The sequence below is a fragment of the Providencia sneebia DSM 19967 genome (assembly GCF_000314895.2).
GTDB lineage: Bacteria > Pseudomonadota > Gammaproteobacteria > Enterobacterales > Enterobacteriaceae > Providencia > Providencia sneebia.
In genome coordinates, this window is the sequence record NZ_CM001773.1 from 803,240 (window position 1) to 828,377 (window position 25,138).

The window sequence follows — 25,138 nt, forward strand, 5'->3', positions numbered from 1 at the left end:
GGCATAAGCCAGTTTGAATGGTAGAGTGACAACTCGAGCTGGTACGAAAGTAGGTCTTAGTGATCCGGTGGTTCAGAATGGAAGGGCCATCGCTCAACGGATAAAAGGTACTCCGTGGATAACAGGCTGATACCGCCCAAGAGTTCATATCGACGGCGGTGTTTGGCACCTCGATGTCGGCTCATCACATCCTGGGGCTGAAGTAGGTCCCAAGGGTATGGCTGTTCGCCATTTAAAGTGGTACGCGAGCTGGGTTTAGAACGTCGTGAGACAGTTCGGTCCCTATCTGCCGTGGGCGTTGGAAGATTGAAAGGGGCTGCTCCTAGTACGAGAGGACCGGAGTGGACGCACCACTGGTGTTCGGGTTGTCATGCCAATGGCATTGCCCGGTAGCTAAGTGCGGAAGAGATAACCGCTGAAAGCATCTAAGCGGGAAACTTGCCTTGAGATGAGTCTTCCCTGACCCTTAAAGGGTCCTAAAGGAACGTTTAAGACTAAGACGTTGATAGGTTGGGTGTGTAAGCGTAGCGATACGTTGAGCTAACCAATACTAATGAACCGTGAGGCTTAACCTGACAACACCGAAGGTGTTTTCGAGATGAGAGATGACGTTGATTCAATGTGAGTGAGAAGCCGAAAGGTGAAGGACACAGCAGCTTGTTCAGGATTGGTATTCTGGTTAGGTCAGGAAATGGCGTAACGGGAATAAAACAGAATTTGTCTGGCGGAAATAGCGCGGTGGTCCCACCTGACCCCATGCCGAACTCAGCAGTGAAACGCCGTAGCGCCGATGGTAGTGTGGGGTCTCCTCATGTGAGAGTAGGGAACTGCCAGACATTCAATTAGTGAGAAAGCCACCCATTGGGTGGCTTTTTTGCGTTTGGGGCACAGAAAAATCTCTCCTGTTTTTAGCCTTTTTATCTTTTTTAACTTTTCGTCTTTTTCATGATGAAATGATGATACGAGCACCGTATTTTAGAGAGGAGCGTTATCGGCGGTGAAAAGATAGTGGTGTGAATGCTAGATTGGTGTGATAATCCTCATTGCTGCTATTCTTTCATTCTTTAAAAACGCTTGACCTATTAACTGAAGGTTCACAAAGTTATCCCTCGAAAATCTTTGCTTATTACTATATTGATATTTAAGCTCATCTTTCACAAACAAAGTACCAATAAAAATACCTTCTTAGTTACTTAAACAGATAAAATGCCCAACCATCCTTTTACTGAAATTCAAATGAAACTAAATTACAGCATATGCTAATGATTATTTCTAATAAAATTAATCACTTGAAATTCAAAGGATATTTAATAGGCGTATGTACTTTTAAATGAGTTTGGTAATATAAAGTTTTGGCTGAGATATCGCTTATCCACCGAAATTCAAAAAGCTTTCAAATATTCTATCTCATATTGATGAACAAGGTCATTACACAAACAGACATTATCCATGTCAATAACTTAGTAATATCACGGTAAAATGAATACTGAGTATCTATTTTATTCTTTAATATTCTAAGGAATTTTCAAATAGTAAAGTGGATTATGCGTATCATTATTATTTTATAATCAAATTGTTATCATGTGACTTAGAGTATAGTGAATATTTATTTTTATCTAATCACTTGAAATTATTTCAATTAGCGTTGAATTTCTCGACAATAACGAGAACATTCGTTAGATTGTTTAGCATTCTAGAAGTCTAAACATATAAAGTATAAGAGGGGAATGAATATGCCAATTCGTTTACCGGATGAGTTGCCTGCGGTTAATTTTTTACGTGAAGAAAATGTTTTTGTTATGACAACAACAAGAGCTAGTCTTCAGGATATTCGCCCCTTAAAGGTTTTGTTACTTAATTTAATGCCAAAAAAGATTGAGACTGAAAACCAATTTTTACGTCTTCTATCCAATACACCCTTACAAGTTGATATTCATTTATTACGGATTGACCAGCGTGAATCTAAGAACACGCCCATAGAGCACCTGAATACCTTCTATTGTAATTTTGAGGATATTCAAGATCAAAACTTTGATGGTTTAATTGTAACTGGCGCTCCATTGGGATTGGTTGAGTTTCATGATGTTGCCTATTGGCAGCAGGTTGAGAAAGTCATTCATTGGGCAAAGCAACATGTGACTTCAACATTATTTGTCTGTTGGGCAGTACAAGCAGCATTGAAAGTTTTATACAACTTGCCTAAATGTACATTAGAAGAAAAACTTTCTGGTGTTTATCAGCATGATACGTTAGCGCCGCTCTCATTATTAACAAGAGGGTTTGACGGATCTTTTTATGCTCCTCATTCTCGTAATGCTAATTTTCCTGAAAAATTGATTAGTCAGCATACCGATTTAGAGATTTTAGCGAGCTCTCAAGATGCAGGTCCTTACTTATTTGCATCGAGAGATAAACGCCTCGTTTTTGTTACTGGTCATCCAGAATATGATTCACATACTTTAGCTCAGGAATATTGGCGAGATGTTGACGCTGGAATTAGCCCAAAGATCCCATGTAACTATTTTAAAGATGATAACCCACAAAATGATCCGATCATTCGTTGGCGTAGTCATGGGCACTTACTTTTTTCGAACTGGCTTAATTATTATGTGTATCAGATCACACCTTTTGATCTTAGCCAAATGCAACCTACCTTAGAATGAATACGATAAAATAATCTATAATTTATCTTATTTATTAATTTAAAATATAGATAAAAGGTTAAAAACAAGATTTAAATACTCATTTTTTATAAAAATCAATCATAAAAAGCAGCCTATAAATGGCTGCTTTTTTTATATTCATCGAAAATATTAAAAATAGGGTTTTACGTATAATAGATTGATTTAACTATTATTTAACATTCTTATATTTTGTAAAAGAAATTGTATCTCATAATTATTTTTCGCATAAATTTATTTAAATCAATATATTAAATTAATTTTAAATGAAAATGGAAACTGTTTTTGATTTATTTTTATTTTGGTTTATTCTTAATTTTAACATCAAGTTTGAATGAGGAATAACCCATGCAGCAGCAGTTATCAGCATCAAAGTTAGACTTTACAAAAAGCATAAATCAGCAGGATGAGCAGATATTAACTGCCGATGCTATCGCATTTTTATCTGATCTCGCGGACAAATTTTCTGATAGAAGATCAAAACTGCTAGCTGAAAGATTGGTTAATCAGCAAAAAATTGATTCGGGTGCGTTGCCTGATTTTATTTTAGAAAATAATTCCATTAAAAAGTCAGATTGGAAAATTCAAAATATCCCTAATGATTTACAAGACCGCCGAGTTGAGATCACTGGCCCCGTTGAGCGAAAAATGGTGATCAATGCACTTAATGCGAATGTAAAAGTTTTTATGGCGGATTTTGAAGACTCACTTTCTCCATCATGGGATATTGCCCGTTTCCAAGATGAATTATCAGCGATGGGATATCGTTTCCAATTTATTACGTTAGCTGGCATTCATAGCATGTGGTTCAATATGTTCGACCTAGCACACTCTTATGCACAAGGTGAGGGAATGAAGCATTATGTAGAAAAAGTGCAAGAGCGCGAATTTGAAGCAATTAATAAAGGCTACACATTCTCTTCACACCAGCAAGAGGTAGGAACAGGGTATTTTGATAAAGTCACAACAGTTATTCAAGGTGGAACTTCATCAGTCACTGCGCTAACGGGATCAACTGAAGAAGAGCAATTTTAAAGAGTTGTCATAATTTGATTTTACTATACTTCTCTATTTTTTTATTTTATAGGTGCTTTCTAGCACCTATTTTTTTTATGGAAGTATATTTTGTTCATCAATTTAATATTGATAAGGTATAATCTGACAAAAAATAGGCATAATATATTTAGTGAAATCGAGTATTTAAACATAAATTAAAATATCAAGAACATGATGTAACTTATTAATATAAATAATTTTTATTGTTATATTTTAGATGCTGTTAAGAGGCTATATAATCTATTTTTACTTTAAAATATAAATATAGTAACGTTAGATATTATATTGGTTTTAAATTTAGTTGTGCAAATTTGAAACACTGACTTACCTCTTTTTTATCCCATAGCTTTTATCTAAATACTTAGTCAACGAGATAGATAAAAACCAAGTTCATGTAGATTTTTAATTTATAACATTATGACTAATTTATGACATTTATTTCAGAACAATCATGATTGATGAATAGTTTAAAAGTGATTTAATTAATCATCTATTATTTTTCTGGTGTCTCAGTGTGTGTGTTTACTCATAATGTTTTTAATAGGTTAGAAATAAAAATTTATTTTGATAAACTTTATTTTTTGTCTTTAGTATGCTGTTTATAAATGAGCTATTCGATAACTGAATTACGAGAGTTATTTTTACCTTTTTGATTACTATGAAATTAATAATTTGGTATTAATCTTATTGTCATAAAATGGTAACAAAACTATTGCATGGTCTTTGTTTTCTGATGTTATCGAATTATGAATATCTAATATCAGTATCACAAGACTTAAATACTTTAGGTAAAAGGATTACCTTTATGAATGACAAAGAATTTATTGATAATCAGTAATAAAACCCAAATAGGTATTTGAATAAACTAATTATGTGATTTTATCCGTTATCATATTGAAAATAATTTAAATTTATTTTTCTTTCATTCCTATATTGCTGAAAATATAAGCATAAAAGATCAACAGCCCTAGGAGAGAATGCGATGTTTAGTATTGATACTTTATTGAAAGATGCATTTCCGCATAAAAAGCCTTCGGCTTGGCAACGGAGCTTACTTAGTTCTATCTTACTTGAAAAAGAGTTTCAAAAATTTGCTGAAATTTATCCGAATTTGAAAGGGCTACAGTTTGTCGATCAAGTTGTTGAGTATTTTAATGTCAGTTGTGAAATTGTTGATGGTGGTTTAGAAAATATCCCAAGCCAAGGTCCTGTGGTATTAGTTGCTAATCACCCGATTGGCTCTTTAGATGGATTAGCGGTACTACGAGCAATAGCAAAGGTTCGCCCTGATATTAAAATTGTGGCAAATCAGCTATTAAGCCATATCGAGCCGCTTAATGATCTATTTACTCCTGTTGATAATATGGCAAATCGTACCAGCCGTAAGCAAATAGAAGGAATGCAGAAGCATTTGAATAAACAAGGTGCTTTGATTTTATTTCCGGCTGGGGAAGTATCTCGTCTAAGTACAAAAGGCATCCGCGATGGAAAATGGCATACTGGATTTCTACGTTTAGCAGCGAAAGCACGCGCTCCCATTGTGCCGATTCATGTTACAGGGCGTAATAGCAATTTATTTTATTTCACTTCGTTAATTCATAAATCGTTATCAAGTTTATTATTAGTTCGTGAAATGTTTAAACAGCGCAATGGCAGCATAAAGATCCGCATTGGCGGCTGTATTCCTTTTTCGCACTGGCATGATGGACATACACGCGCTCATGATCTTGCTGAACGTTTTCGTCGTCATGTTTATCTTTTAGGAAAGGATAAACCAGGTTTGTTTGATTGTGAATCCGCTGTTGCTTTACCGGAAAGCAGGTCAGATCTGAAGAAGGCTTTAATGGCTTGTGAACGTCTAGGTGAAGCGCCGGATGGTAAAATTATTTATCTTTATCACAGACAAAATGAAGAAAACTCACCTATTTTACGTGAATTAGGTCGGCTGCGAGAAATATCATTCCGTGCAGTTGGGGAAGGTTCTGGCAAGAGTCGTGATTTAGATAGTTATGATGATGACTATTATCACTTAGTTTTATGGGATGAAGAAGAGTTAGAAATTGTTGGAGCTTATCGCTTTATTCCTACAGCTGAGCAGCTGAAAAAGAAAGGATTAGATGGCATTTATAGTTATAGTTTGTTCCATTATGACCAAGAAATGTTACCTATATTAGAGCAAGGCATTGAGCTCGGCCGTAGTTTTATTCAGCCTATTTATTGGGGAAGACGAGGTCTTGATTATTTATGGCAAGGAATTGGTGCTTATTTAGCTAAATACCCGCAATGCCGTTATTTATTTGGGCCTGTTTCGATATCCGGCACAATGCCTGTGGCTGCTCGTGATTTGCTTATTACATTTTACCGGATCTATTTCGCGGCAGAACATGTCATAGCGCAATCGCGTCAACCTTATCCTGCATCATTACCACAAGTTTTAGCGCAATTTTCAGGTAAAAATTACCACGAAGATTTAGTGAAATTAAAAAGCTTGCTGAATAATATGGGATGTTCTATTCCAACATTATATAAACAATATTCTGAATTAAGTGAATCAGGTGGTGTGCAATTTATTGATTTTGGAACAGATCCCGCATTCAATGATTGTATTGATGGCTTGGTATTAGTTGATTTGACTAAACTAAAACCCGCTCGTTATCAGCGATATATTGGTGTTCACTTAGATAGGCATAAATCTAAGTAATAATAAAAGGTTGCCTATGAAACACTAATCTTTCGTGATTAATCACGAAAGATTAGTGGATAAGACAGTTATTTAAAGCAAATGTCAGCCCAGCGAGCCAAACCTGCGGTAACAGAACCGAAATCATTTCCTCTTATAATTGGAATGTTCGGTAGCTCTTGTTCAATTGCCTGGCATAAAACGGGTGAACGTGCAGAACCTCCGGTCATAAAGATTGCATCGGGTTGAACGCCACCTTGTTTTACCGCTTCTTTGACTAATTCGATCATTTTACTTTTTGGCGACTCAATGGCTTCAACCATCTGCGGGCGCGCAATATTGATTTCGAGTAGCTCATTTTGTAATACAATATTTGCTAAATAATGTTCATGTTCTGATAAGGCAATTTTAGCTTCCTCAGCTCGACGAACTAGGCTATAGCCAAGTGTTTCATGATAAACTTCTAATAATCTGGCGATTTTTTCTGGCTCTTGGGCTTCTTGTTTTAATCGATTTAATTCAGCTAAATTTTGTCGGGCATAGAAATCTTTTTGCGCTTCAACATTATTAATAGCAATTGGATTCCAAAATTGCATTAAGGGCATTTTTATCCCTGACAAAGTTTGGCTACTCATACCAAATGAATCCATCAGCTGTTTCAATGCAAGATAAATATCAAGGTCATTTCCACCAACACGTTGCCCGCTATGGGCTAATAAGCTGGCGGAACGATCAGTTTGCCCACGATAATTGGGGCCCATTTGAATTAACGAGCAGTCCGTTGTTCCGCCACCAATATCGACGACCAATACAGTTTGTTCAGTTTTTAGACCAGCTTCATATTCAAGACCAGCAGCAACGGGTTCAAATTGAAATTCAATATTTTTAAAACCTGCTCTTTTAGCGGCTTTGATTAAAATATTTTTAGCCTGCAAGTTTGCAGTTTCACCGCCTCGGCCATGAAAGTTGATAGGAATACCAATCACGGTATCCATAATAGTTTGCTGTGTTTGTTGTTCAGCTTGGTGTTTTATATTTGCCATCATGGCACAAACTAAATCTTCAAAAAAACTAATTTGCACGTCATGTAAGCCTGATGCACCAAGGAAAGATTTTGGTGATTTTACATAATAGACATCACGTGGGTCTTTCAAGTAAAGCGCTAATGCGGCTTGCCCAAAGACTATGTCATCAGGAATGAGTTCAATGCCTTCATCCCGATTATAAGCAATAGATCTTCTAAGGATTTGTTCACCAATTGGGTCTGATGGTGCAATTTGTCGATGACGAAATAGATGCTCAGATACAGATTCTCTCGTGGGAGCGCAAAGTGTTGATGGAATATAAACACTATCACCTTCTAAAGGGATCAAGGTTGGAGTACCCTCTTTCATGACAGCGACGGAACAATTAGATGTTCCATAGTCAAAACCAATAAACATGTTGCCTCCCGAAATTTGAACTTATCTTTGGAAAAGGCGGCAAACTTTACCGGAAGCTTCGGGGAATTACTACTAGAAAAATGACAGTAAACATTGAGTATTTGAGTGAACAATAGAGGGTAATTTTACGAAAATCAGAATAATTGTACCAATACTGGCTAATGACCAAATTTGTTAATATGGCACTCAATCAACCATGATGATGGCACTAATAGGAGTTTTAGGATGTTAATTGTTGAGATGTTAAGTACAGGGGATGAAGTACTTCATGGACAAATTATTGATACAAATGCCGCTTGGTTAGCTGATTGTTTTTTTGACGAAGGGTTTCCACTTAGTAGCCGAGCGACGGTGGGTGATAATCTTGATAGCTTAGTGAATGTGTTACGTGAACGAAGTCAGCATGCTGATATTTTGATTGTAAATGGTGGATTAGGCCCAACGAGTGATGATTTAAGCTCATTAGCTGCGGCGACTGCGGCATGTGTTCCATTGGTTGAACATGCACAATGGATAGCGGTTATGGAACGCTATTTTTTAGCGCGTGGACGAGTTATGCCAGAAACAAACCGCAAGCAAGCTTTACTTCCTGAGGGGGCAGAGCTGGTGGATAACCCAGTAGGTACGGCATGTGGTTTCTCTATGATACTGAATGATTGCTGGTTGTTTTTTACACCAGGTGTCCCTTCAGAATTTAAAGTAATGGTACAAGAGCAAATTTTGCCATGCCTTCGTGAACGTTATCCTGTTATTGAAGCGCCTCTTTGTTTACGGCTGACGAGTTTTGGTCGCAGTGAAAGTAGTTTAGCTAAACAATTTGATAGCTTATCACTACCAGAAGGTTGTGTCCTTGGCTACCGTTCCTCTATGCCAATCATAGAAATAAAACTGACGGGCCCTGCATCTCAAAAAGCTGCCATGCTAGAAGTATGGCAAACAATTAAAGTCGGCGTTGGTGAGAACTTTATTTTTGAAGGTACCGAGGGCTTACCTCATATTATATGCCGTCAACTAAATGAAAAGTGCCTTAGAGTCGCTATTAGTGAAGAGTTCACTGCGGGCTTGTTAAGTTGGACATTGAATTCTGTTTTTGCTCCCGTTAATGGTGGCAAAAGTATTAATCAACAACAAGAGCAACAATTAGGTGCGCTGATAAAACGCGCTAATGATATTGCGACTCAAGAGGACGCTCAAATTGGCTTAGCAATTGGGGGATATCAAAGTGGTTGTTTATCCGTTGCCCTCAGAACACCAGAAAAGTGCTATGCGCAATGTGTTCGCTATATGCCTAATAACCATGATACAAAAATCAAGCAAGAAGTCAGTGTGATGCTGATATTGAACATGTTACAGCGTTGGCTGCAAGGCCGGAATGTCTTCTGTGAATATGAATGGCTTGATCAAATCGAATATTTAGAGGTTGAATCATCATCTTGTGAATAAAAGCACTGTGGATAGCATTTATTTATCTGTTTGAACTGCAATTTATGCTGACTATTTGGTGAAGGCTTATACCTAAATATTTAATTTAGTTATCTTATTGAATTATATAAGTAATAAGTGGTTGTGTGAAAAATGTGAAGATAAACATTAAGTTAGGGATTTGTGCTTCTCTTATCATTTTAATTGAATGCAAATGTAAACTAATATCATTTGAGTCAGTTTCAATGTAAGATACCGCCACACTTTGTATTATGGGCACAAAGCCGTTTTGAGAGCATCGTGTATCTCATCACTTTATGTGTTTATCGAGTTAGAATGATGGAGGAATTTGGATGTTTGTAAAATCATTAACTTCAGGGCTGGTATTATTGTCTGCCTTAGTACTCGCGGGTTGTGATCAATCGAAAGAAACCACAGAAACATCTGCACCTGCGGAAAAACAGGTCATCACTATTGAGCATGCTCAAGGTAAAACAGAAATACCTCGCCATCCTGAAAAAGTATTTGTGATGAATATGGAAACATTGGACATCATGGATGCGTTAGGTGCTCCAGTTGCTGGATTACCGCAAACAAACGTTCATTTACCTCAGTTTTTATCAAAATATAGCGGTACAGATTATATCAATGCGGGTACGTTATTTGAACCTGCATATGAAGCAATTAGTAATGCAAAGCCTGACCTTATCTTAGGTGGTAGCCGTGCTCGCGATGCCTATGACAAACTAAGCGCAATTGCACCTACTGCTTCAATGGATATTGATAATAAACATTTTATTCAAAGCTTAACAGAACGTACTACTGAACTTGGTATGCTATTTGATAAAGAAAAAGAAGCTAATCAACTGATTACTGACTTTAAAGGCAAAGTTGCTAAGATCAAAGAGAAAACACCAGATGCGGGCAAAGCAATGGTGATCTTGGTCAGCGGCGGAAAAATTTCTGCTTATGGCCCAGGTTCACGTTTTGGTTTCATCTTTGATGAATTAGGTTTTGAACCTGCTTATGTATTCCCAGATGATACAGGCCGTCATGGTAATATTGTGAACGCGGAGCTATTAGTCAAACTTAACCCAGATTGGCTATTTGTTATCGACCGTGATAGCGCAATTGGTCGTTCAGATGCACAACCAGCAGCACAAGTATTAGATAATGCATTAGTGAGAAAAACATCGGCTTGGGATAAACAACAAGTTGCTTATCTTGACCCTACAGCAGTTTATATCTCAGGTGGGATCCAAACTTATTCTCAGTTAATGGACGATATCAACAACGCATTAGAAAAAAGCCAAAATAAATAATCAATGAAAACGCTTTATCTTTTTTTGGGAATTGTCGCGTTATTGATATTGGCAGTGATTAGTCTGTTTGTTGGAGCGGGTGACGTGTCACCCGTTTCGCTTTTCACTGATCCAGAGATGCAAGACATCTTTTTTATCAGCCGAATTCCTCGAACTATATCTTTAATTTTAGCTGGTAGTGCAATGAGTGTTGCGGGTCTTATTATGCAACTTCTCACTCAAAACCGCTTTGTCGAGCCATCTTTAGCAGGAACAACACAATCTGCCAGTTTAGGATTGCTGGTGGTCATGATCCTTTTCCCTGCCGCAGATATTATGACCAAAATGATAGTTGCCTGTGGTTTTGCTTTGATGGGCACGCTATTGTTTATGTTACTTTTGCGTCGGGTGATTTTAAAATCAGCGCTAATTGTGCCTTTAGTCGGGATTATGTTGGGTGCGGTAATTAGTGCGCTCACTATTTTTACCGCTTATACATTTGATTTACTTCAATCATTAGGCGCATGGATGAGTGGTGATTTTTCTAGCATCATTCAAGGTCGCTATGAACTCTTATGGTTGGTCGGGTTACTGATATTATTAGCATGTTGGATTGCTGATAGTTTCACAGTTGCTGGAATGGGGCGCGAATTTGCTATCAACGTTGGGCTAAACTATCGCAAAGTCATGACAATAGGGCTTTCTATTATTGCATTGATAAGTGGGGTCGTGGTTGTCGTGGTTGGTGCATTGCCTTTCTTAGGATTAATTATTCCTAATCTGGTCAGCTTAATTATGGGAGACAATATTCGAAAAACACTCCCATGGATCTGTCTGGCGGGCGGTGGTCTTGTTCTACTTTGTGACATCATCGGTCGATTGATTCGCTATCCATTTGAAATACCCGCGAGTGTCATTCTTGGTGTCATTGGTGCCGTTATTTTCCTTTTCCTATTGTTGAAGCAGCAACGTCATGCAAAAAGTTAATTCATCAATCGTGTTACCCAAAAAAGGGATAACACCTTTGCTCAGAATATGGATATTACTGGCCTTGTCGATTTTAGCCATCATACTTTTTATGACGATTAATCTCGGCAGTAATTTGGCCTATATCTTACCGCATCGTGGTTACATGGTGCTGACGATGATCCTCGTCGCATTCGCTTCGGGTGTATCAACAGTTCTGTTCCAAACGATTGCAAATAATAAAATTCTAACCCCATCCATTATGGGACTAGAAGCATTGTTTGTTTTATTACAAACAATCTTTGTCTTTTATACGGATAGTTTGCCGAGCTCTTGGTTACTCAATGTTGGTAAATTTTTAGTCGAATCTTCATTACTGGTCGTCTTTTCCGTTGTGCTATACCGTTGGTTATTTGTGTCTGCTAAATTGAATATCAACCTTGTATTGATGGTTGGGATTATTTTAGGCACATTGTTTCGCAGTACAGCGACATTATTGCAGCGGTTGATGGACCCGAATGAGTTTTCGATTCTACAAAGTCGTATGTTTGCTACATTTACGCGAGCAACACCTGAGCTAATTTTATTCACACTATTGATAACTGTGATTGTTGGTGCGCTATTGTGGCGTATGCGTTATTGCTATGATGTGTTAGCACTAGGTCAGGCGAATGCGGTTAATTTAGGGATTAATTATCGCCATAAAGTTACTGTTATCTTGCTGCTAATTTCAATTCTCGTTGCTATCTCAACTGCATTAGTTGGTCCATTGACTTTCTTAGGGTTGATGGTGGCTAACTTAGCCTATTTTATTAGTGGCAGTAGTCAGCATCGTTATCTTCTTCCTGTTTCTTTCCTGCTAGGTGTTATTGCACTGATTGGTGGTCAATTAATCTTAGAATATGGGTTGAATATGGCGGGAACACTCTCCGTCGTGATTGAGTTTATTGGTGGTATATTCTTTATTTATATGGTGTTAAGAAGGTTTTAGTATGATTGAAATTCATCAGATATCGAAAAGTTATCAGGATACTAAAGTCTTAGATAACATCACGACAAACATTAAAAATAGTGGAATTACGTCTATCATTGGTCCTAATGGTGCAGGTAAATCAACATTATTATCAATCATTGGACGTTTGTTAACGGCAGATGCGGGTAGTGTGAAAGTGAATGAACTTGATGTTGAGACAACACCGAGTGACAAATTGGCGACTTACCTATCTGTATTACGCCAAGAGAACCAATTCGCCAGCCGTTTAACGGTAGAAGAACTTGTTGGTTTTGGGCGCTACCCTTATACCAAAGGGCGCTTAAACATTGATGATAAGAAAAAAATAGATGAGTCACTCAACTTCTTGAATCTGTCTGATTTGCGTTATCGCTATTTAGATGAATTATCAGGAGGACAACGTCAGCGCGCTTATGTGGCAATGGTACTTTGCCAAGATACAGAATATGTTCTGCTAGATGAGCCATTAAATAACTTAGATATGAAGCATGCCGTCATTATGATGAAGCTATTACGTAAAGCGGCAGATGAGCTAGGTAAAACGATTATATTGGTTATTCATGATATTAATTTCGCGTCAGTCTATTCTGATCATATTATTGCGATGAGAGCCGGTAAATTGGTTTATCACGGTGCGCCAGTTGAAATTATGAAGGCAGATATTATCGAAGATATTTTTGACACACCTGTTGATGTGAAAGCGATTGATGATAAATTAGTGGCGATGTATTACTGATTTAAATTCACGATTAGTGATATAAAAAACGGCTTCAATTATTTTTCTGTAAATATAACAGTGAAAATAATTGGAGCCGTTTTTATTACAATTTTGCTATCTTTAAAAGGTGAGCTGAAAAGGTTTTTTGCCAGCTCACCAAAAGAATAACTTATTTCTTCGGGCGAACTGCCGTTACTTCAATTTCTACACGCCAAGCTGGGTTAGCTAATTTAGCAACTTGGAATGCTGAACGAGCGGGTAATTTTTCTGACTTATCGTTATAGAATTGAGTATAACCAGCCATAAAGCCTGCAAAATCCATTGTTCCGTTAGTTTCTTCGCCACCAACTAGGAAGACTTGCATTTTAACAACATCATTGAGTGTTAAACCTAGATCAGCTAAGTTTTTCTCAATTTGTTTCATGACGTTGACAGTTTGGACTTCAGTATTACCATAAGATGCCAGAACGCCTTCTGGCGCATCTTTAGAGATCTTAGTTGGCACTTTACCACTTAAGAAAATAATATCATTGGTTGCACTGATTTCCACAGATTCAGAGATAGGCATTCCTGGTAGCTTATGATTGATAACTCCATCAGCATTTGCACTTGCAACACCCAAAATGAAAGGTAGGGAAAGCAGTAAAGTTTTATAGCGCATGTAAGCTCCTTAACATTGTCTATCGTTGTAAAATAGGTTTATCCATCGTATTTACTATCATTTCTTGATAGCACTAATCATACTAACTATTTTTGTATCGAATATTCAATAAGCGGCCTAAATTAGACCGCTTTGAAAATAAATTAAACCCAGTAAAAATACAGCAATTACTCAGTAAAACGAGAAAGTCTGTATGGATGTGGGTCAATAATTGGTTTAGTCCCCATCACAAGATCAGCCGTTAATTGACCGGATGCTGGACTTTCTGTCATACCCCAACCCGTTGCTGTATTGATAACTAAGCCAGGATATTGTTTAACTTCAGAAATAATAGGGATCTCATCATCAGTTGGGCTAACTGTTCCGCCCCAACGTTCAACCACTTTAGACTCATTAAATACTGGGAATTCTTTTCTTAATCTTGCTAGAACACCATCTAAATGCTCGGTGTTTGGTGTATTGGTTGCAGTACGGAATTCTTCAAATGGTGTTTTCTCATCTAAATTCCATGAAGTTGCCATCATAAAGGAATTAAAGAGATCCTTACCTAGTGAGAACTCTAATGGCAGTTCGCTGCCACCTAACACATGCAGGAATTTAGGGCCTAATAAGAAACTATCTTTCACAATAGAACTCGTGAAGATACGAGGCGCGACAGCATAAGTACCATCAGCTTGTTCACGGAAGTGAATACCATTTGGTAGATGAACGTTACCTTTTGGAGCACCCGGTACACCAGTAATACGCTGTTGGGATAAATAGACATTTAGTGTTGGAACATCAACGCCCAGATTACCCATAAAGAGACGTGACCAAATACCGCCAGTTAGTACAACATTTGAGGTATTGATTGCACCTTTTTCAGTGACAACATCAGAAATTTTACCGCCGGCAGTTTCAAGACCACGTACCGCACAGTTGGTATAGATTTTTACACCAATAGATTTGGCATATTTAGCCATTGTTGGCGTGACAACTTCTGGGTCAAGACTTCCAGAATCTTCCTCAAAGCCCGCTATTTTCCACGGAGTTTGAGCATCTGGTAGACGTTTCGCTAGCTCTGCACCTTCAATCATTCTTGTGCGTAATGGCGTATCGAAACCTGGGTTTTCAGATGTTGTTTTGATCCATGCTCTTGCCACTTCAAGATCTTCTTCACTAGAAGGAACTTCGACACGACCTTGAGTACGGAAACTGGTATCTGCGCCAATTTTCTCATTCATGCCTGCCCATAAAATCTTTCCATAATGGTGTAATGGAAAAATTTCTGGAGAGGTTTTGTAGCTAATGATTTGGCTATATGCACGGCCAGATTGTTCGCCACCAACAACGCCTTTTTCACAAATAACAACATTCATACCTCTTTCAGTCAGGTTGATTGCTGTCATAATTCCTTGTAAACCAGCTCCGATGATAACAACATCAGCGGATTTTGGCAGTGCACCTTCTGTTCCTTCTACCATAGGTACGCGTGATTTTGTGGATTCAAAGCGACCTTCTCTACGCACCATCGGAATAACGGTAGCACCACCTGCGACAACAGCAGCAGCACCAACCCCTAAAAGTAGTTTTCTTCTCGAGATTTTCATCTACAACCTCAATAGTAATCTTATTTTTTATATGTGAAATAGTTTCAAATTAAGATAATCATCTTATCATAATCAAAGGTATTGTTAAGGGTAGGTAGTATTTGTTAATTAAATTAAAGAAATTGTAAATAATCTTGTGGTGGATAATCAGGTGGGGAAAGGGTTTGCGATGAATTTGAATAAAATTTATCCTTTGGATGCGTTAATAAATGAAGTTTTATTGTCAGATAAACTGTACAGTTATTTTAAAATCACTAATGTGAAATTAAAATTAGTCACCTTAAGTAAGTAATAAATAAAAATACAGTAATGAGTTAAATTGTAATCAATTATATACTGTAGGGATAATAGCATCATGATAAATTCTTTATCAAGAAAGACGGGCTATTTAGAAAATTATCTTAATTTCAGAGTGTAAATATTATTATTTAAACCGGTTAATAGATATTTAAATTTGATTAAAAATAACAATCTATCTGTTTTAATTAACCTGTATAAATTATGTTAAATTTTGAATAGGCTTAATAAAATAATTGTCATTTTTAGTTTACATTTATGATTGTTAAATTAAAGAAAAAATATATTCCCTATATTTACTGTCGTTTAATATTGATTTTCTTCCATATTAACATGTGGTTAGGATTTTGTGTTATTATTTGTGTTATGGCTAGATGTTAATAGTAAAATTAATTTTAATCAATATATAAACTCTGTTTTTCATGTTCATTCTATGTAGTAAAAATAAACAATATGAAGTTTGATTTATTTCGTATGTATTTTAATTATATTAAATATAGGGTTACTATTTATAAAGTAGTATGTTAATTAAGCATTTTACAAAGTGAAAATATTAATATTTTTTCATTACATTATTCGATGCAGAAAAAGTGCAAAGAGATAGATTTGATGAATTTGAGTAAATGAATGATGCACTCCGTTGTCACTATTTTTACATATTGATATCAATTAACTATTTTAGTTAGTTGTTATTTTGATTATTTTTAATACAGGTTATCTTATTGAATATGAAGTTTATATTCATCGCTTTGTTATTCGTTTTGTTATTCGCTTTAATATGACTTAAATTGCTTACAGATGAAGCATCTGAGTGTTCTGATATGAAATGGTATTAGATTTAATGTGTAAAAATTAAAAAAAGTAGAAAGGTTGTTGATGTTCATTACCATAAATGTGGAGTAACCTACATCTGGTTTTACCCTAGGTAAATTATAGATTGATTACTTGGGTATAGGTTAGTTAGTGACTGACATGGATAAAGTATGCATAACCGCTCTTTAATACAGTTTATTATATTATTTTTAGTCGCAATGAAGTCTTTTGCCGTGACGCAATTACAGGTAACAGAAAATTGGTCATTAGCAGAAGAGTCTCCTACCTTAGTTAGTGTTAAACAAGATGAAACCATTTTCGCTATTATTGCTGGAAAGATGAAAGCAGTTGCTGAGCTATATCCAGATAATGGCATTTATATCTTTGATGCTGCGGCAGATTATCAACCATTACAGTTTGGTAATGATTATGCGTATATCAAAACAACGGCCGTATCACCGGATAAACTGCAAGATAAGGTTAAAGATGATAGGTTAAATGAGCTTAATAACCCTATTTATAATTATTTAATTACGACCCAGCCAACGATTGTTTACTGCTCAGCACAAGAAAATAGTGCACCAATCGCGACATTATTTTCAGATCTGCGTTACCCAATACTGGCAAGGATGATTAAAACCGACCAAAGCGGTCAGCAAATAGCATGGCTAACTATCCGGTTAGGCGATAGATTAGGCTATATTAAGTTAGATGATGTTGAAATAGATAATGGCATTCCTATTTTGACTTATCATCATATATTAAAAGAGAGTGAAAATAAGAAATTTCGCCATACTTCCACAACCACTTCTGTTGAAGCTTTCCAACGTCAAATGAATTATTTAAAACAGAATGGCTATCAAACACTTTCACTCGCGGATATTGAAGGATATCTCAATAAATCTGATAATCTACCGGGTAAAGCCGTCGTGGTAACGTTTGATGATGGTTTAAAATCCGTATATCGCTATGCCTATCCGATCTTAAAACAGAATCAGCAGCAAGCAACATTATTTGTTATCTCATCGCGTATTAAAACTGTTCCTCAAAAATGGTTTGCTGATGGTCTTCAATTCATGAGTAAACAAGAAATTAAAGATAGCCAAAACGTATTTAATATTCAGTCACACACCCATTTTTTACATAAATTAAGCAAAGGTAATAGCCCGATTTTATTTAGCCGTAATGAACATACTATTTTTTTAGATTTTCAACGTTCAATTCACGTGTTACATAAATTTCAGCCAGACCAACGTTATTTAGCCTATCCATTTGGTGGCTTTAACCAAACTGCGATGGTTGCAGCAAAAGAAGCAGGATTACATCTTGCCGTCACCACTATTCAAGGAAAAGTTAGATTAGGTGATAATCCATTTTCATTAAAGCGATTATATGCATTGAGAACAGATCCCATTGAAAAATTTGCATTGATGGTCAGTAATAGTAATAAAAATGTGATTAATAAAGATATCATCATTGATCGATAATAATATTCCTAAATATTTTACTAAGATTTTATTCTTTGAGTAAGAGATTCATCCTTTTTTCATATTGTCATTTTTTACAAGAGTTCTCTAGTTAATACCTTATAATATCTACTATAAGCAGTTAGCTATATATATTGAATATTCAATTAAAGGATTTAATTTGTTTATTATTATGAGGGAAATATAATGAAATTATCGACAGTAACATTAACCACTATGTTAACAATGGTATTAACTGCTGGAGTAGCATCTGAAGCTGTAGCAAATAAGGATACACAAAATAGAAGCGATGGTATTATTCACTTTAAAGGTGATATTGTTAATGCCCCATGTACTATTAATGAAAAAGGAACAATTAACGTTGATCTTGGAAAAATTAGTAGTCGTACATTAGAAGTAGGAAGTAAACATAGTGATAATAAATCTTACGTTATTAAATTAGAAAATTGTGATTTAAATAAAACCTATAAGGATAAAAATACTACAATAAAATTAAGTAAAGTCAACGTTAGTTTTTATGGACAAACGGATGAGCATAAAAGTGATTTATTAAAGAACACGGGTAGCTCAAAAGGGCTAGGTATTCGCTTAATGAATCAGGATAGCTCAAAAATTAAATTAGGTGAAAAAAATACTGATATTTCATTAAATGCAGGCACAAATAAATTAACTTTTCATGCTCGTGTCGAAGCAAATGGTCAAGCAGTTGAAGCGGGAAGCATTGAAGCGCAGGCAACTTATGCTCTAACTTATCTATAAAGTAAATTTAAATAATTATCATTTTATAAAACAAATATATTAAAGTAACAGATTAATATTTGGCTGTTACTTTGTATTCTGATATTAAAATTTTATTAAATTTACCTAATAGGAATTATCATGTTTTTTCTAAAGAGATGCATAGGTAATAGATTATTTATTTCTATTATCTTAATCGTATTGATTCCTAGAATTTCTATTGCGATAGAGTTTAATATGAATGTTATTGATGCATTAGATAGGGATAATATTGATATTAGACATTTTTCTAATCCTAATTTTATATTTCCTGGTGAATACTTAGTTGATGTTACTTTAAATGGTAATAAGTAGTTATTAATTAACTTTTATAAGGTTGATGAAGAGCATTCCGAGTTGTGTATAACACCTGAAATGATTAATATTTTTGAATTAAAAAATGAGATAAAACAAAAAATTCTACAAAATGATCAAACATCATGTATCAAATTACCTCCGCAGTTTGATATTCACTATAACTTTGATAAATCTAATCAGAATATTTTATTTTCTATTCCTCAAGCTTGGCTTAAATATAATGATCCAGACTGGGTACTGCCATCACTATGGGATGATGGAATAAATGGAGTATTTATTGATTATAATCTTTTTTCTAATTATTCAATAGATAAAAATAAGAATAAATTATTTGATATTAATAGCTATAATACGCTAGGGTTAAATTTAGGCAGTTGGCGTTTCCGTTCTGGTTTCCAATATCAATATCATCATTCAAATTATGGAATGGAACAACAATTTGATTGGACTGAACATTATGGATTTAGAGTCTTTCCTGAGTTAGGGACAAAAATAGTATTGGGAGATACTTATTTAAATACCACACTATTTGATAGTTTTCGTTTTATTGGAATGTCATTTTTTACTGATAGCCGTATGTTGCCGCCATCAATGCGAGGTTATTCGCCACAGATTTCGGGAATAGCAAAAACAAATGCAAATGTTGTAATTTCGCAGTATGGACGAGTTATTAAACAATTACGTGTTGCACCTGGGCCTTTTCATATTCAAGACATGACAGAAACTGTACAAGGAACATTAGATGTTTTGATTGAAGAAGAAGATCAAACTAAAAAAAGTTTCAAGTAACGACAACTTCACTTCCTTTTTTAACGCGTAAGGAGCAGCTTCAATATAAGTTAGCAATGGGGAAAACAAATAGTTCTAGTCGCCTGCAATATGATACTCCATGGTTTATTTCGGGTGAATTATCATACGGCATGTTGAGTCATACTTCCCTCTTTGGCGGTTTAATGACTACGGTAGATCATGGATATTATCAAGCCGAAAATATAGGTATTGGACAAAATATGGAGCAGTTTGGTGCCTTATCTTTTGATATGACAAGAATGCAAACAAAATTAGAAAATAATGATCTGTATTTAGCTCATCGCTATCGTTTAAATTATATTAAACGCTTTGAATCAATAAATTCACAGATTACATTTACAGGTGAAAAATATCCTAATGATAAATTTTTTTCACTACCTCAATATGTTAATACAATAGATAACATTAAGAATTTGAGACGAGATAAAAATAGGTATTCTTTATCTTATAATCAATACCTTAGTTTATTAGATGCTACAGCTTATTTTAATATTTCACACCACCAATTTTGGCATGTGCGCGATACGGAAACATTTGGGATGAGCTTAAGCAAGTTATTCCATTTAGATAATAAGATTAAGAATATTTCAACTACATTCTCTATTAATAAAATTAAATACCATGAACTGGAAGATAATCAGGCTGCTATCTCTTTCTCTATCCCTCTGAGAAATCTAGGTTCATTCAGCTATGAATTACAATATGCAAATGGTGGAAAAGATATTAATCAGTCTGTTGCTTATTACAGTGAGAATGAAAATAACCAAGTTTGGAATTTGCGTGCAGCTGGAAATAGACACGCATTAAGTCAAGTAGAACCAAGCATTAGTGGGCATTATCAATATTCCTCTCCTTATGGTGTATTAAATATGAATGCTACTGAAGATGTAAATAATTATCGAACATTGGGAGGTAGTTGGTATGGCGCAGTTACAGCAACAAAATATGGGATAGCATTACATCGTAGTGGTGGAAATAATGAGCCAAGAATGATGGTTGACAGTAATAATATTCCAGATATCTCTTTTGGGAATGGGCAATCTATAACTAATCGTTTTGGTATTGGTGTGGCAACACAGTTAAATAGCTTTACTCATTCAGAAATTTATATTGATGTAAATACCTTGCCAGATGACGTTGATATTAGCGATAGTGTACTAAGAAAAACGCTGACAGAAGGTGCTATTGGATATAAAACAATTAAGGCACATCAAGGACAACATCTATTTGCAATTATCCGTTTAAAAAATGGTTTATTTCCTCCTTTAGGTAGCAGTGTGATAGATGATAAAACAAAACAGGAATTGGGTATTATTAGTGATAATGGAAATGTGTATTTAACAGGAATTAGTCCAAAAGAAAAATATACCGTAAGTTGGGGTGATAGTAACAAGTGTCATTTTACGACTAGGCAATTATTAGAACAAAACCAGCAGCATATTTTAATTCCATGCCTTTAAAGGAATAAGGTTATGAAAAAATTATATATATTTATTTTAATAATATTTTCAAATATACAATTCACTTTTGCAGCAATTAATGTTGACCGCACAAGGATCATTTTTACAGGGCAACATAAATCAGTCAGTTTGGTTTTGAATAATCAGCATAAAACATTACCTTATTTGGCTCAGTCATGGATAGAAGATGAAAAGGGAAATAAAGTATCAGAACCATTTACAGTATTACCGTTTATTCAACGGATAGAACCTAATACTAAAAGCCAATTAAAGATTACTAAAACACACGGGTTAGATAAATTACCACAAGATAGAGAATCATTATTCTATTTTAATGTTCGAGAAATTCCACCGATTTCAGAAAAAGAAAATGTTATGCAAATTGCAATTCAAAGCCGACTGAAAATATTTTATCGACCATCTCAAATAGAAAATAATAGTGATAAAGCGTGGGCAGAAGTACTGAAATATACACGTCATAAAGATAATCTTTTTATTGAAAATCCAACGAGTTATTATAGATTATGGTGGGTTAAAAATCTTAGATTACCACTGTAATGAAACGTATTGTCAATTAAATAAAAAATAAAATAAGGTATTTTGTTTTCTACCTATAACAAGGGTTATAGTTAATGATATTAGGTATTATAAAAAATAATTTATTATGTATTTTTCTATTACTAATAAGTTTTAAATCCTTTGCTGAATTATCTTGTTTTAATGCATCTACAAATCAATTTACATCAACAACAATGATACCTGAATTAAGAATATATCCTGATACAAAGTCAGGAACTATTCTTTGGATTTCTGATTTAATTCATATTCCTATCCGTTGTGTATCTAATAATGGATTTATAAATAACAATTATATTTATGATAATATTAACTTGTTTTTTAATTCCTATAACCAACAAATAGTTCCAGGTCTACTATTTGGTATAATTTATAATGATTTATATATAGAGAATTTTAATCAAAATTTTAATTTAGCTAATTTAAGTGCACAAAATGGCAATGTGTTTGATTTTAATTTAAAATTTAAATTATATATCAAAACTACACAGAACGGTATTTTAGCTAATCCGTATATTACTAATCGTAATTTTACTGCATTTAAGATCGGTGGTCTTAATGAACATATGAATAACTGTGATAATAAGTTATTTAAATATAATTTTAATATGCAGTATGGCGTGAAATTATTTTTCGATTCAGCAAGTGTTAATATTTACCCTACATCACAACAAATAAATTTTGGGTCTATTTCAGAAATGGATTTAAATCAAGGTAAAGTATTTTCACAAGAGTTTAGTATTTCTTCCATAAGACCTTATTTACTGAATAATCCTAATGGAATTTTATTAGATATTAAATTTGAGACAATGAATCAATTATATGATGAATATTCCATTGATTTAGGGAATGGAACTAGCTTGAGTATAGAAGATGGAGAAAATTCTAAAATTAAATTTAATGCCCATCAGAGATTCGGCCATATAGCATATAATAGTTCATATTTTCAACGATATTATAAAGCAAAAATTAAAAAAGTAGGTGAAATTAAAACGGGGCCATTTAATGCCACCACATTGGTAAAAATATATTATTTTTAATTGATAAAAGCGACCCAATATGGGTCGCTAAGAGAAATAATATTATTTAAGACAATTTTTGCAGGTTTGATCTTGTACTAATTCAAAAAAGTTATTCCCTTTATCATCAACTAAAATAAAGGCAGGCAATCCTTCAACTTCCATTTTCCAGATAGCTTCCATTCCTAATTCTGGATATTCAAGGCAGCTAAGATTCTTGACGTATTCTTGCGCTAAGATAGCAGCAGAACCACCAATACTACCTAAATAAAAACCACCATGTTTTTTACAAGCATCTGTGACAACTTGGGTGCGGTTTCCTTTTGCTAACATGAGCATACTTCCGCCATGAGATTGAAATAAATCAACATAGGGGTCCATGCGATTAGCCGTTGTTGGACCTAATGAACCCGAAACTTTACCTTCAGGTTTCTTAGCAGGACCCGCGTAATACACCATATGATCTTTAAAGTATTGTGGTAAATCTTCGCCATTATCAAGGCGCTCTTTAAGTTTCATATGCGCAATATCACGTGCAATAATCAGTGGGCCACTTAATGAAACGCGTGTGGAAACAGGATGTTTGCTTAATTCTGCTAAGATCTCTGTCATTGGCTGATTAAGGTCAATATGGACAACTTTTGCCTCATGCTGCTGGCGCATTGATTCAGGAATGAATTGAACAGGATTATGCTCCATTTTTTCAATCCATAATCCCTCTTTATTGATTTTAGCTTTAATATTACGGTCAGATGAGCAGGAAATTGCTAATCCAATTGGGCAAGACCCACCATGGCGAGGTAGGCGGATAACTCGGACATCATGAGCAAAATATTTACCACCAAATTGAGCACCAAAACCAAAGTGGCGTGTGGCTTCTAATAATTCTTTCTCTAGTTCAATATCACGGAAGGCTTGGCCATGTTCATTACCGCTAGTTGGCAAGTTGTCGTAATATTTAGTTGAGGCGAGTTTTGTTGCTTTGAGCGTTGCTTCTGCTGATGTTCCACCAATGACAAAGGCAATATGGTAAGGAGGGCAAGCCGTTGTACCTAAGGATTTCATTTTTTCAATTAAAAATGCTTTAAGTTTATTTGGCTCTAGAATCGTTTTTGTTTCTTGGAATAACGCGGATTTATTTGCAGAGCCAGCCCCTTTATTAACAAACAGAAAATGATATTCATCTCCTTCAGTTGCAAAAATATCAATTTGAGCAGGTAAATTAGTACCAGTATTAACTTCGGTGTACATATCCAGTGCTGCATTTTGAGAAAAACGTAAGTTTTCTTGCTGGAAGATATTGTAAACACCTTGAGATAACCACTGTGCATCATTGCAGTCAGTCCAAACTCGTTGGCCTTTTTTTGCTACAATGGTTGTTGTTCCGGTATCTTGGCAATTTGGCAAGATTCCCTTAGCGGAGATTTCAGCATTGCGTAAAAGCTGTAATGCGACATATTTATCATTTTCACTTGCTTCTGGATCTAACAAAATAGAAGCAACTTGTTTTTGATGCTCAGTCCTTAAGAAAAACTGCGAATCATAAATAGCTTGTTGGGCTAGAACAGTTAATGCTTCAGGTTCAATTTTTAATATATCTTGTCCTGCAAATGATTGAAGAGAAACGTACTCATCTGTTAATTTATAATATTCAATTTTATCTTCTGATAATGGATAAGGTTCTTGGTAGAAAAATTTTTTAGTCGACATATTGTTCACTCACATATTAATTCAGAATTAAAATAAAGTTAGAATTTTTTATCATCGTCGTGATTTATTGGAAATAAAATGTAAATTTAAAGAACATTTTTTTTACAGATAAACAAACATATATCTAATACAAAATATAATTGTATCAATTGGATAAGATCTCTGCTTCATGGATACGAATCGTGATGATACAATGAGAAAAATAATGAATATTGATTAAGCATATTAATATATGCAGTACATTAATATGACCTTGGTTAATATTATGAATAAAAAATTTTTTTATATAGGAAATGCGACGAGATTTTAAATAATAAAATAGGTCATTTTAAATATAATGAAA

16 protein-coding genes, 1 rRNA gene and 3 pseudogenes are annotated in these 25,138 nt (G+C 34.9%); 16 read left to right on the forward strand and 4 right to left on the reverse strand.

The features are described from left to right. Window positions 1–720: 720 nt before the first annotated feature. The 5 genes and pseudogenes from rrf to olsF all read left to right on the forward strand — a co-directional run bounded on the left by rrf (window position 721) and on the right by olsF (window position 6,438). Window positions 721–836: ribosomal RNA gene (rrf, locus tag OO7_RS03235) — 5S ribosomal RNA — on the forward strand. Window positions 837–1,733: 897 nt separating this feature from the next. After that, the gene (metA, locus tag OO7_RS03240; protein WP_008914535.1) at window positions 1,734–2,663 is read left to right on the forward strand and encodes a homoserine O-acetyltransferase MetA; all 930 of its coding nucleotides are present in this window, start codon (window positions 1,734–1,736) and stop codon (window positions 2,661–2,663) included. Window positions 2,664–3,029: 366 nt separating this feature from the next. Continuing rightward, window positions 3,030–3,407 (forward strand): annotated as a pseudogene (locus OO7_RS17075) (malate synthase A); the annotation flags it as partial. Further along, window positions 3,408–3,716, forward strand: a pseudogene (locus OO7_RS17080) (isocitrate lyase); the annotation flags it as partial. 1,003 nt (window positions 3,717–4,719) lie between these two features. Then, the gene (gene olsF, locus OO7_RS03250) at window positions 4,720–6,438 is read left to right on the forward strand and encodes a bifunctional ornithine lipid synthase OlsF (RefSeq protein ID WP_008914537.1); all 1,719 of its coding nucleotides are present in this window, start codon (window positions 4,720–4,722) and stop codon (window positions 6,436–6,438) included. Between the two features lie 68 nt (window positions 6,439–6,506). Here olsF and yegD read toward each other — a convergent pair whose 3' ends face one another. After that, window positions 6,507–7,859 (reverse strand): molecular chaperone, encoded by a 1,353-nt coding sequence (gene yegD / locus OO7_RS03255; protein ID WP_008914538.1) that lies wholly within the window; start codon window positions 7,857–7,859, stop codon window positions 6,507–6,509. Between the two features lie 225 nt (window positions 7,860–8,084). Between yegD and OO7_RS03260 the strand changes: the two genes are divergently transcribed. From OO7_RS03260 to OO7_RS03280, 5 genes are all read left to right on the forward strand, one after another. Then, a complete protein-coding gene (locus OO7_RS03260) occupies window positions 8,085–9,302 on the forward strand; it encodes a nicotinamide mononucleotide deamidase-related protein YfaY (protein WP_008914539.1) in 1,218 nt (405 codons plus the stop codon). A gap of 332 nt (window positions 9,303–9,634) precedes the next feature. Beyond that, the gene (locus tag OO7_RS03265) at window positions 9,635–10,603 is read left to right on the forward strand and encodes a siderophore ABC transporter substrate-binding protein (RefSeq protein ID WP_008914540.1); all 969 of its coding nucleotides are present in this window, start codon (window positions 9,635–9,637) and stop codon (window positions 10,601–10,603) included. A 3-nt stretch (window positions 10,604–10,606) separates the two neighbouring features. Next, window positions 10,607–11,569 (forward strand): ABC transporter permease, encoded by a 963-nt coding sequence (locus OO7_RS03270; RefSeq protein WP_008914541.1) that lies wholly within the window; start codon window positions 10,607–10,609, stop codon window positions 11,567–11,569. Next, a complete protein-coding gene (locus OO7_RS03275) occupies window positions 11,556–12,539 on the forward strand; it encodes an iron chelate uptake ABC transporter family permease subunit (protein WP_008914542.1) in 984 nt (327 codons plus the stop codon). The genes OO7_RS03270 and OO7_RS03275 overlap by 14 nt, the downstream gene beginning before the upstream one ends. A 1-nt stretch (window position 12,540) precedes the next feature. Next, window positions 12,541–13,296 carry an iron ABC transporter ATP-binding protein gene (locus OO7_RS03280; protein ID WP_008914543.1) on the forward strand — a complete coding sequence of 252 codons (756 nt, stop codon included), beginning with the start codon at window positions 12,541–12,543 and terminating at the stop codon, window positions 13,294–13,296. Window positions 13,297–13,447: 151 nt separating this feature from the next. Here OO7_RS03280 and OO7_RS03285 read toward each other — a convergent pair whose 3' ends face one another. Both OO7_RS03285 and OO7_RS03290 read right to left on the reverse strand, forming a co-directional pair. After that, a complete protein-coding gene (locus OO7_RS03285) occupies window positions 13,448–13,939 on the reverse strand; it encodes a RidA family protein (protein WP_008914544.1) in 492 nt (163 codons plus the stop codon). A 167-nt stretch (window positions 13,940–14,106) separates the two neighbouring features. After that, on the reverse strand, window positions 14,107–15,528 hold the full coding sequence (locus OO7_RS03290) for an NAD(P)/FAD-dependent oxidoreductase (protein ID WP_008914545.1): 1,422 nt from the start codon (window positions 15,526–15,528) through the stop codon (window positions 14,107–14,109). A 1,280-nt stretch (window positions 15,529–16,808) separates the two neighbouring features. Here OO7_RS03290 and OO7_RS03295 point away from each other — a divergent pair. The 6 genes and pseudogenes from OO7_RS03295 to OO7_RS03315 all read left to right on the forward strand — a co-directional run bounded on the left by OO7_RS03295 (window position 16,809) and on the right by OO7_RS03315 (window position 23,106). Continuing rightward, window positions 16,809–18,125, forward strand: a complete 1,317-nt coding sequence (locus tag OO7_RS03295) for a polysaccharide deacetylase family protein (RefSeq protein WP_008914546.1) — start codon at window positions 16,809–16,811, stop codon at window positions 18,123–18,125. A gap of 186 nt (window positions 18,126–18,311) precedes the next feature. After that, window positions 18,312–18,884 (forward strand): fimbrial protein, encoded by a 573-nt coding sequence (locus OO7_RS03300; RefSeq protein WP_008914547.1) that lies wholly within the window; start codon window positions 18,312–18,314, stop codon window positions 18,882–18,884. A gap of 216 nt (window positions 18,885–19,100) precedes the next feature. Then, window positions 19,101–21,166: pseudogene (locus OO7_RS03305) on the forward strand (fimbria/pilus outer membrane usher protein); the annotation flags it as partial. Between the two features lie 141 nt (window positions 21,167–21,307). Next, window positions 21,308–21,490: a FimD/PapC C-terminal domain-containing protein gene (locus OO7_RS17085; RefSeq protein WP_236620682.1), complete on the forward strand. Its 183-nt coding sequence runs from the start codon at window positions 21,308–21,310 to the stop codon at window positions 21,488–21,490. 12 nt (window positions 21,491–21,502) lie between these two features. Continuing rightward, window positions 21,503–22,048, forward strand: coding sequence for a fimbrial biogenesis chaperone (locus tag OO7_RS03310; protein WP_008914549.1), 546 nt, complete (start codon window positions 21,503–21,505; stop codon window positions 22,046–22,048). 74 nt (window positions 22,049–22,122) lie between these two features. Next, window positions 22,123–23,106, forward strand: coding sequence for a hypothetical protein (locus tag OO7_RS03315; protein WP_008914550.1), 984 nt, complete (start codon window positions 22,123–22,125; stop codon window positions 23,104–23,106). A 42-nt stretch (window positions 23,107–23,148) separates the two neighbouring features. On the opposite strand, the gene OO7_RS03320 is transcribed toward OO7_RS03315, so the two are convergent. Beyond that, a complete protein-coding gene (locus OO7_RS03320) occupies window positions 23,149–24,795 on the reverse strand; it encodes a fumarate hydratase (protein ID WP_008914551.1) in 1,647 nt (548 codons plus the stop codon). Between the last annotated feature and the right edge of the window lie 343 nt (window positions 24,796–25,138).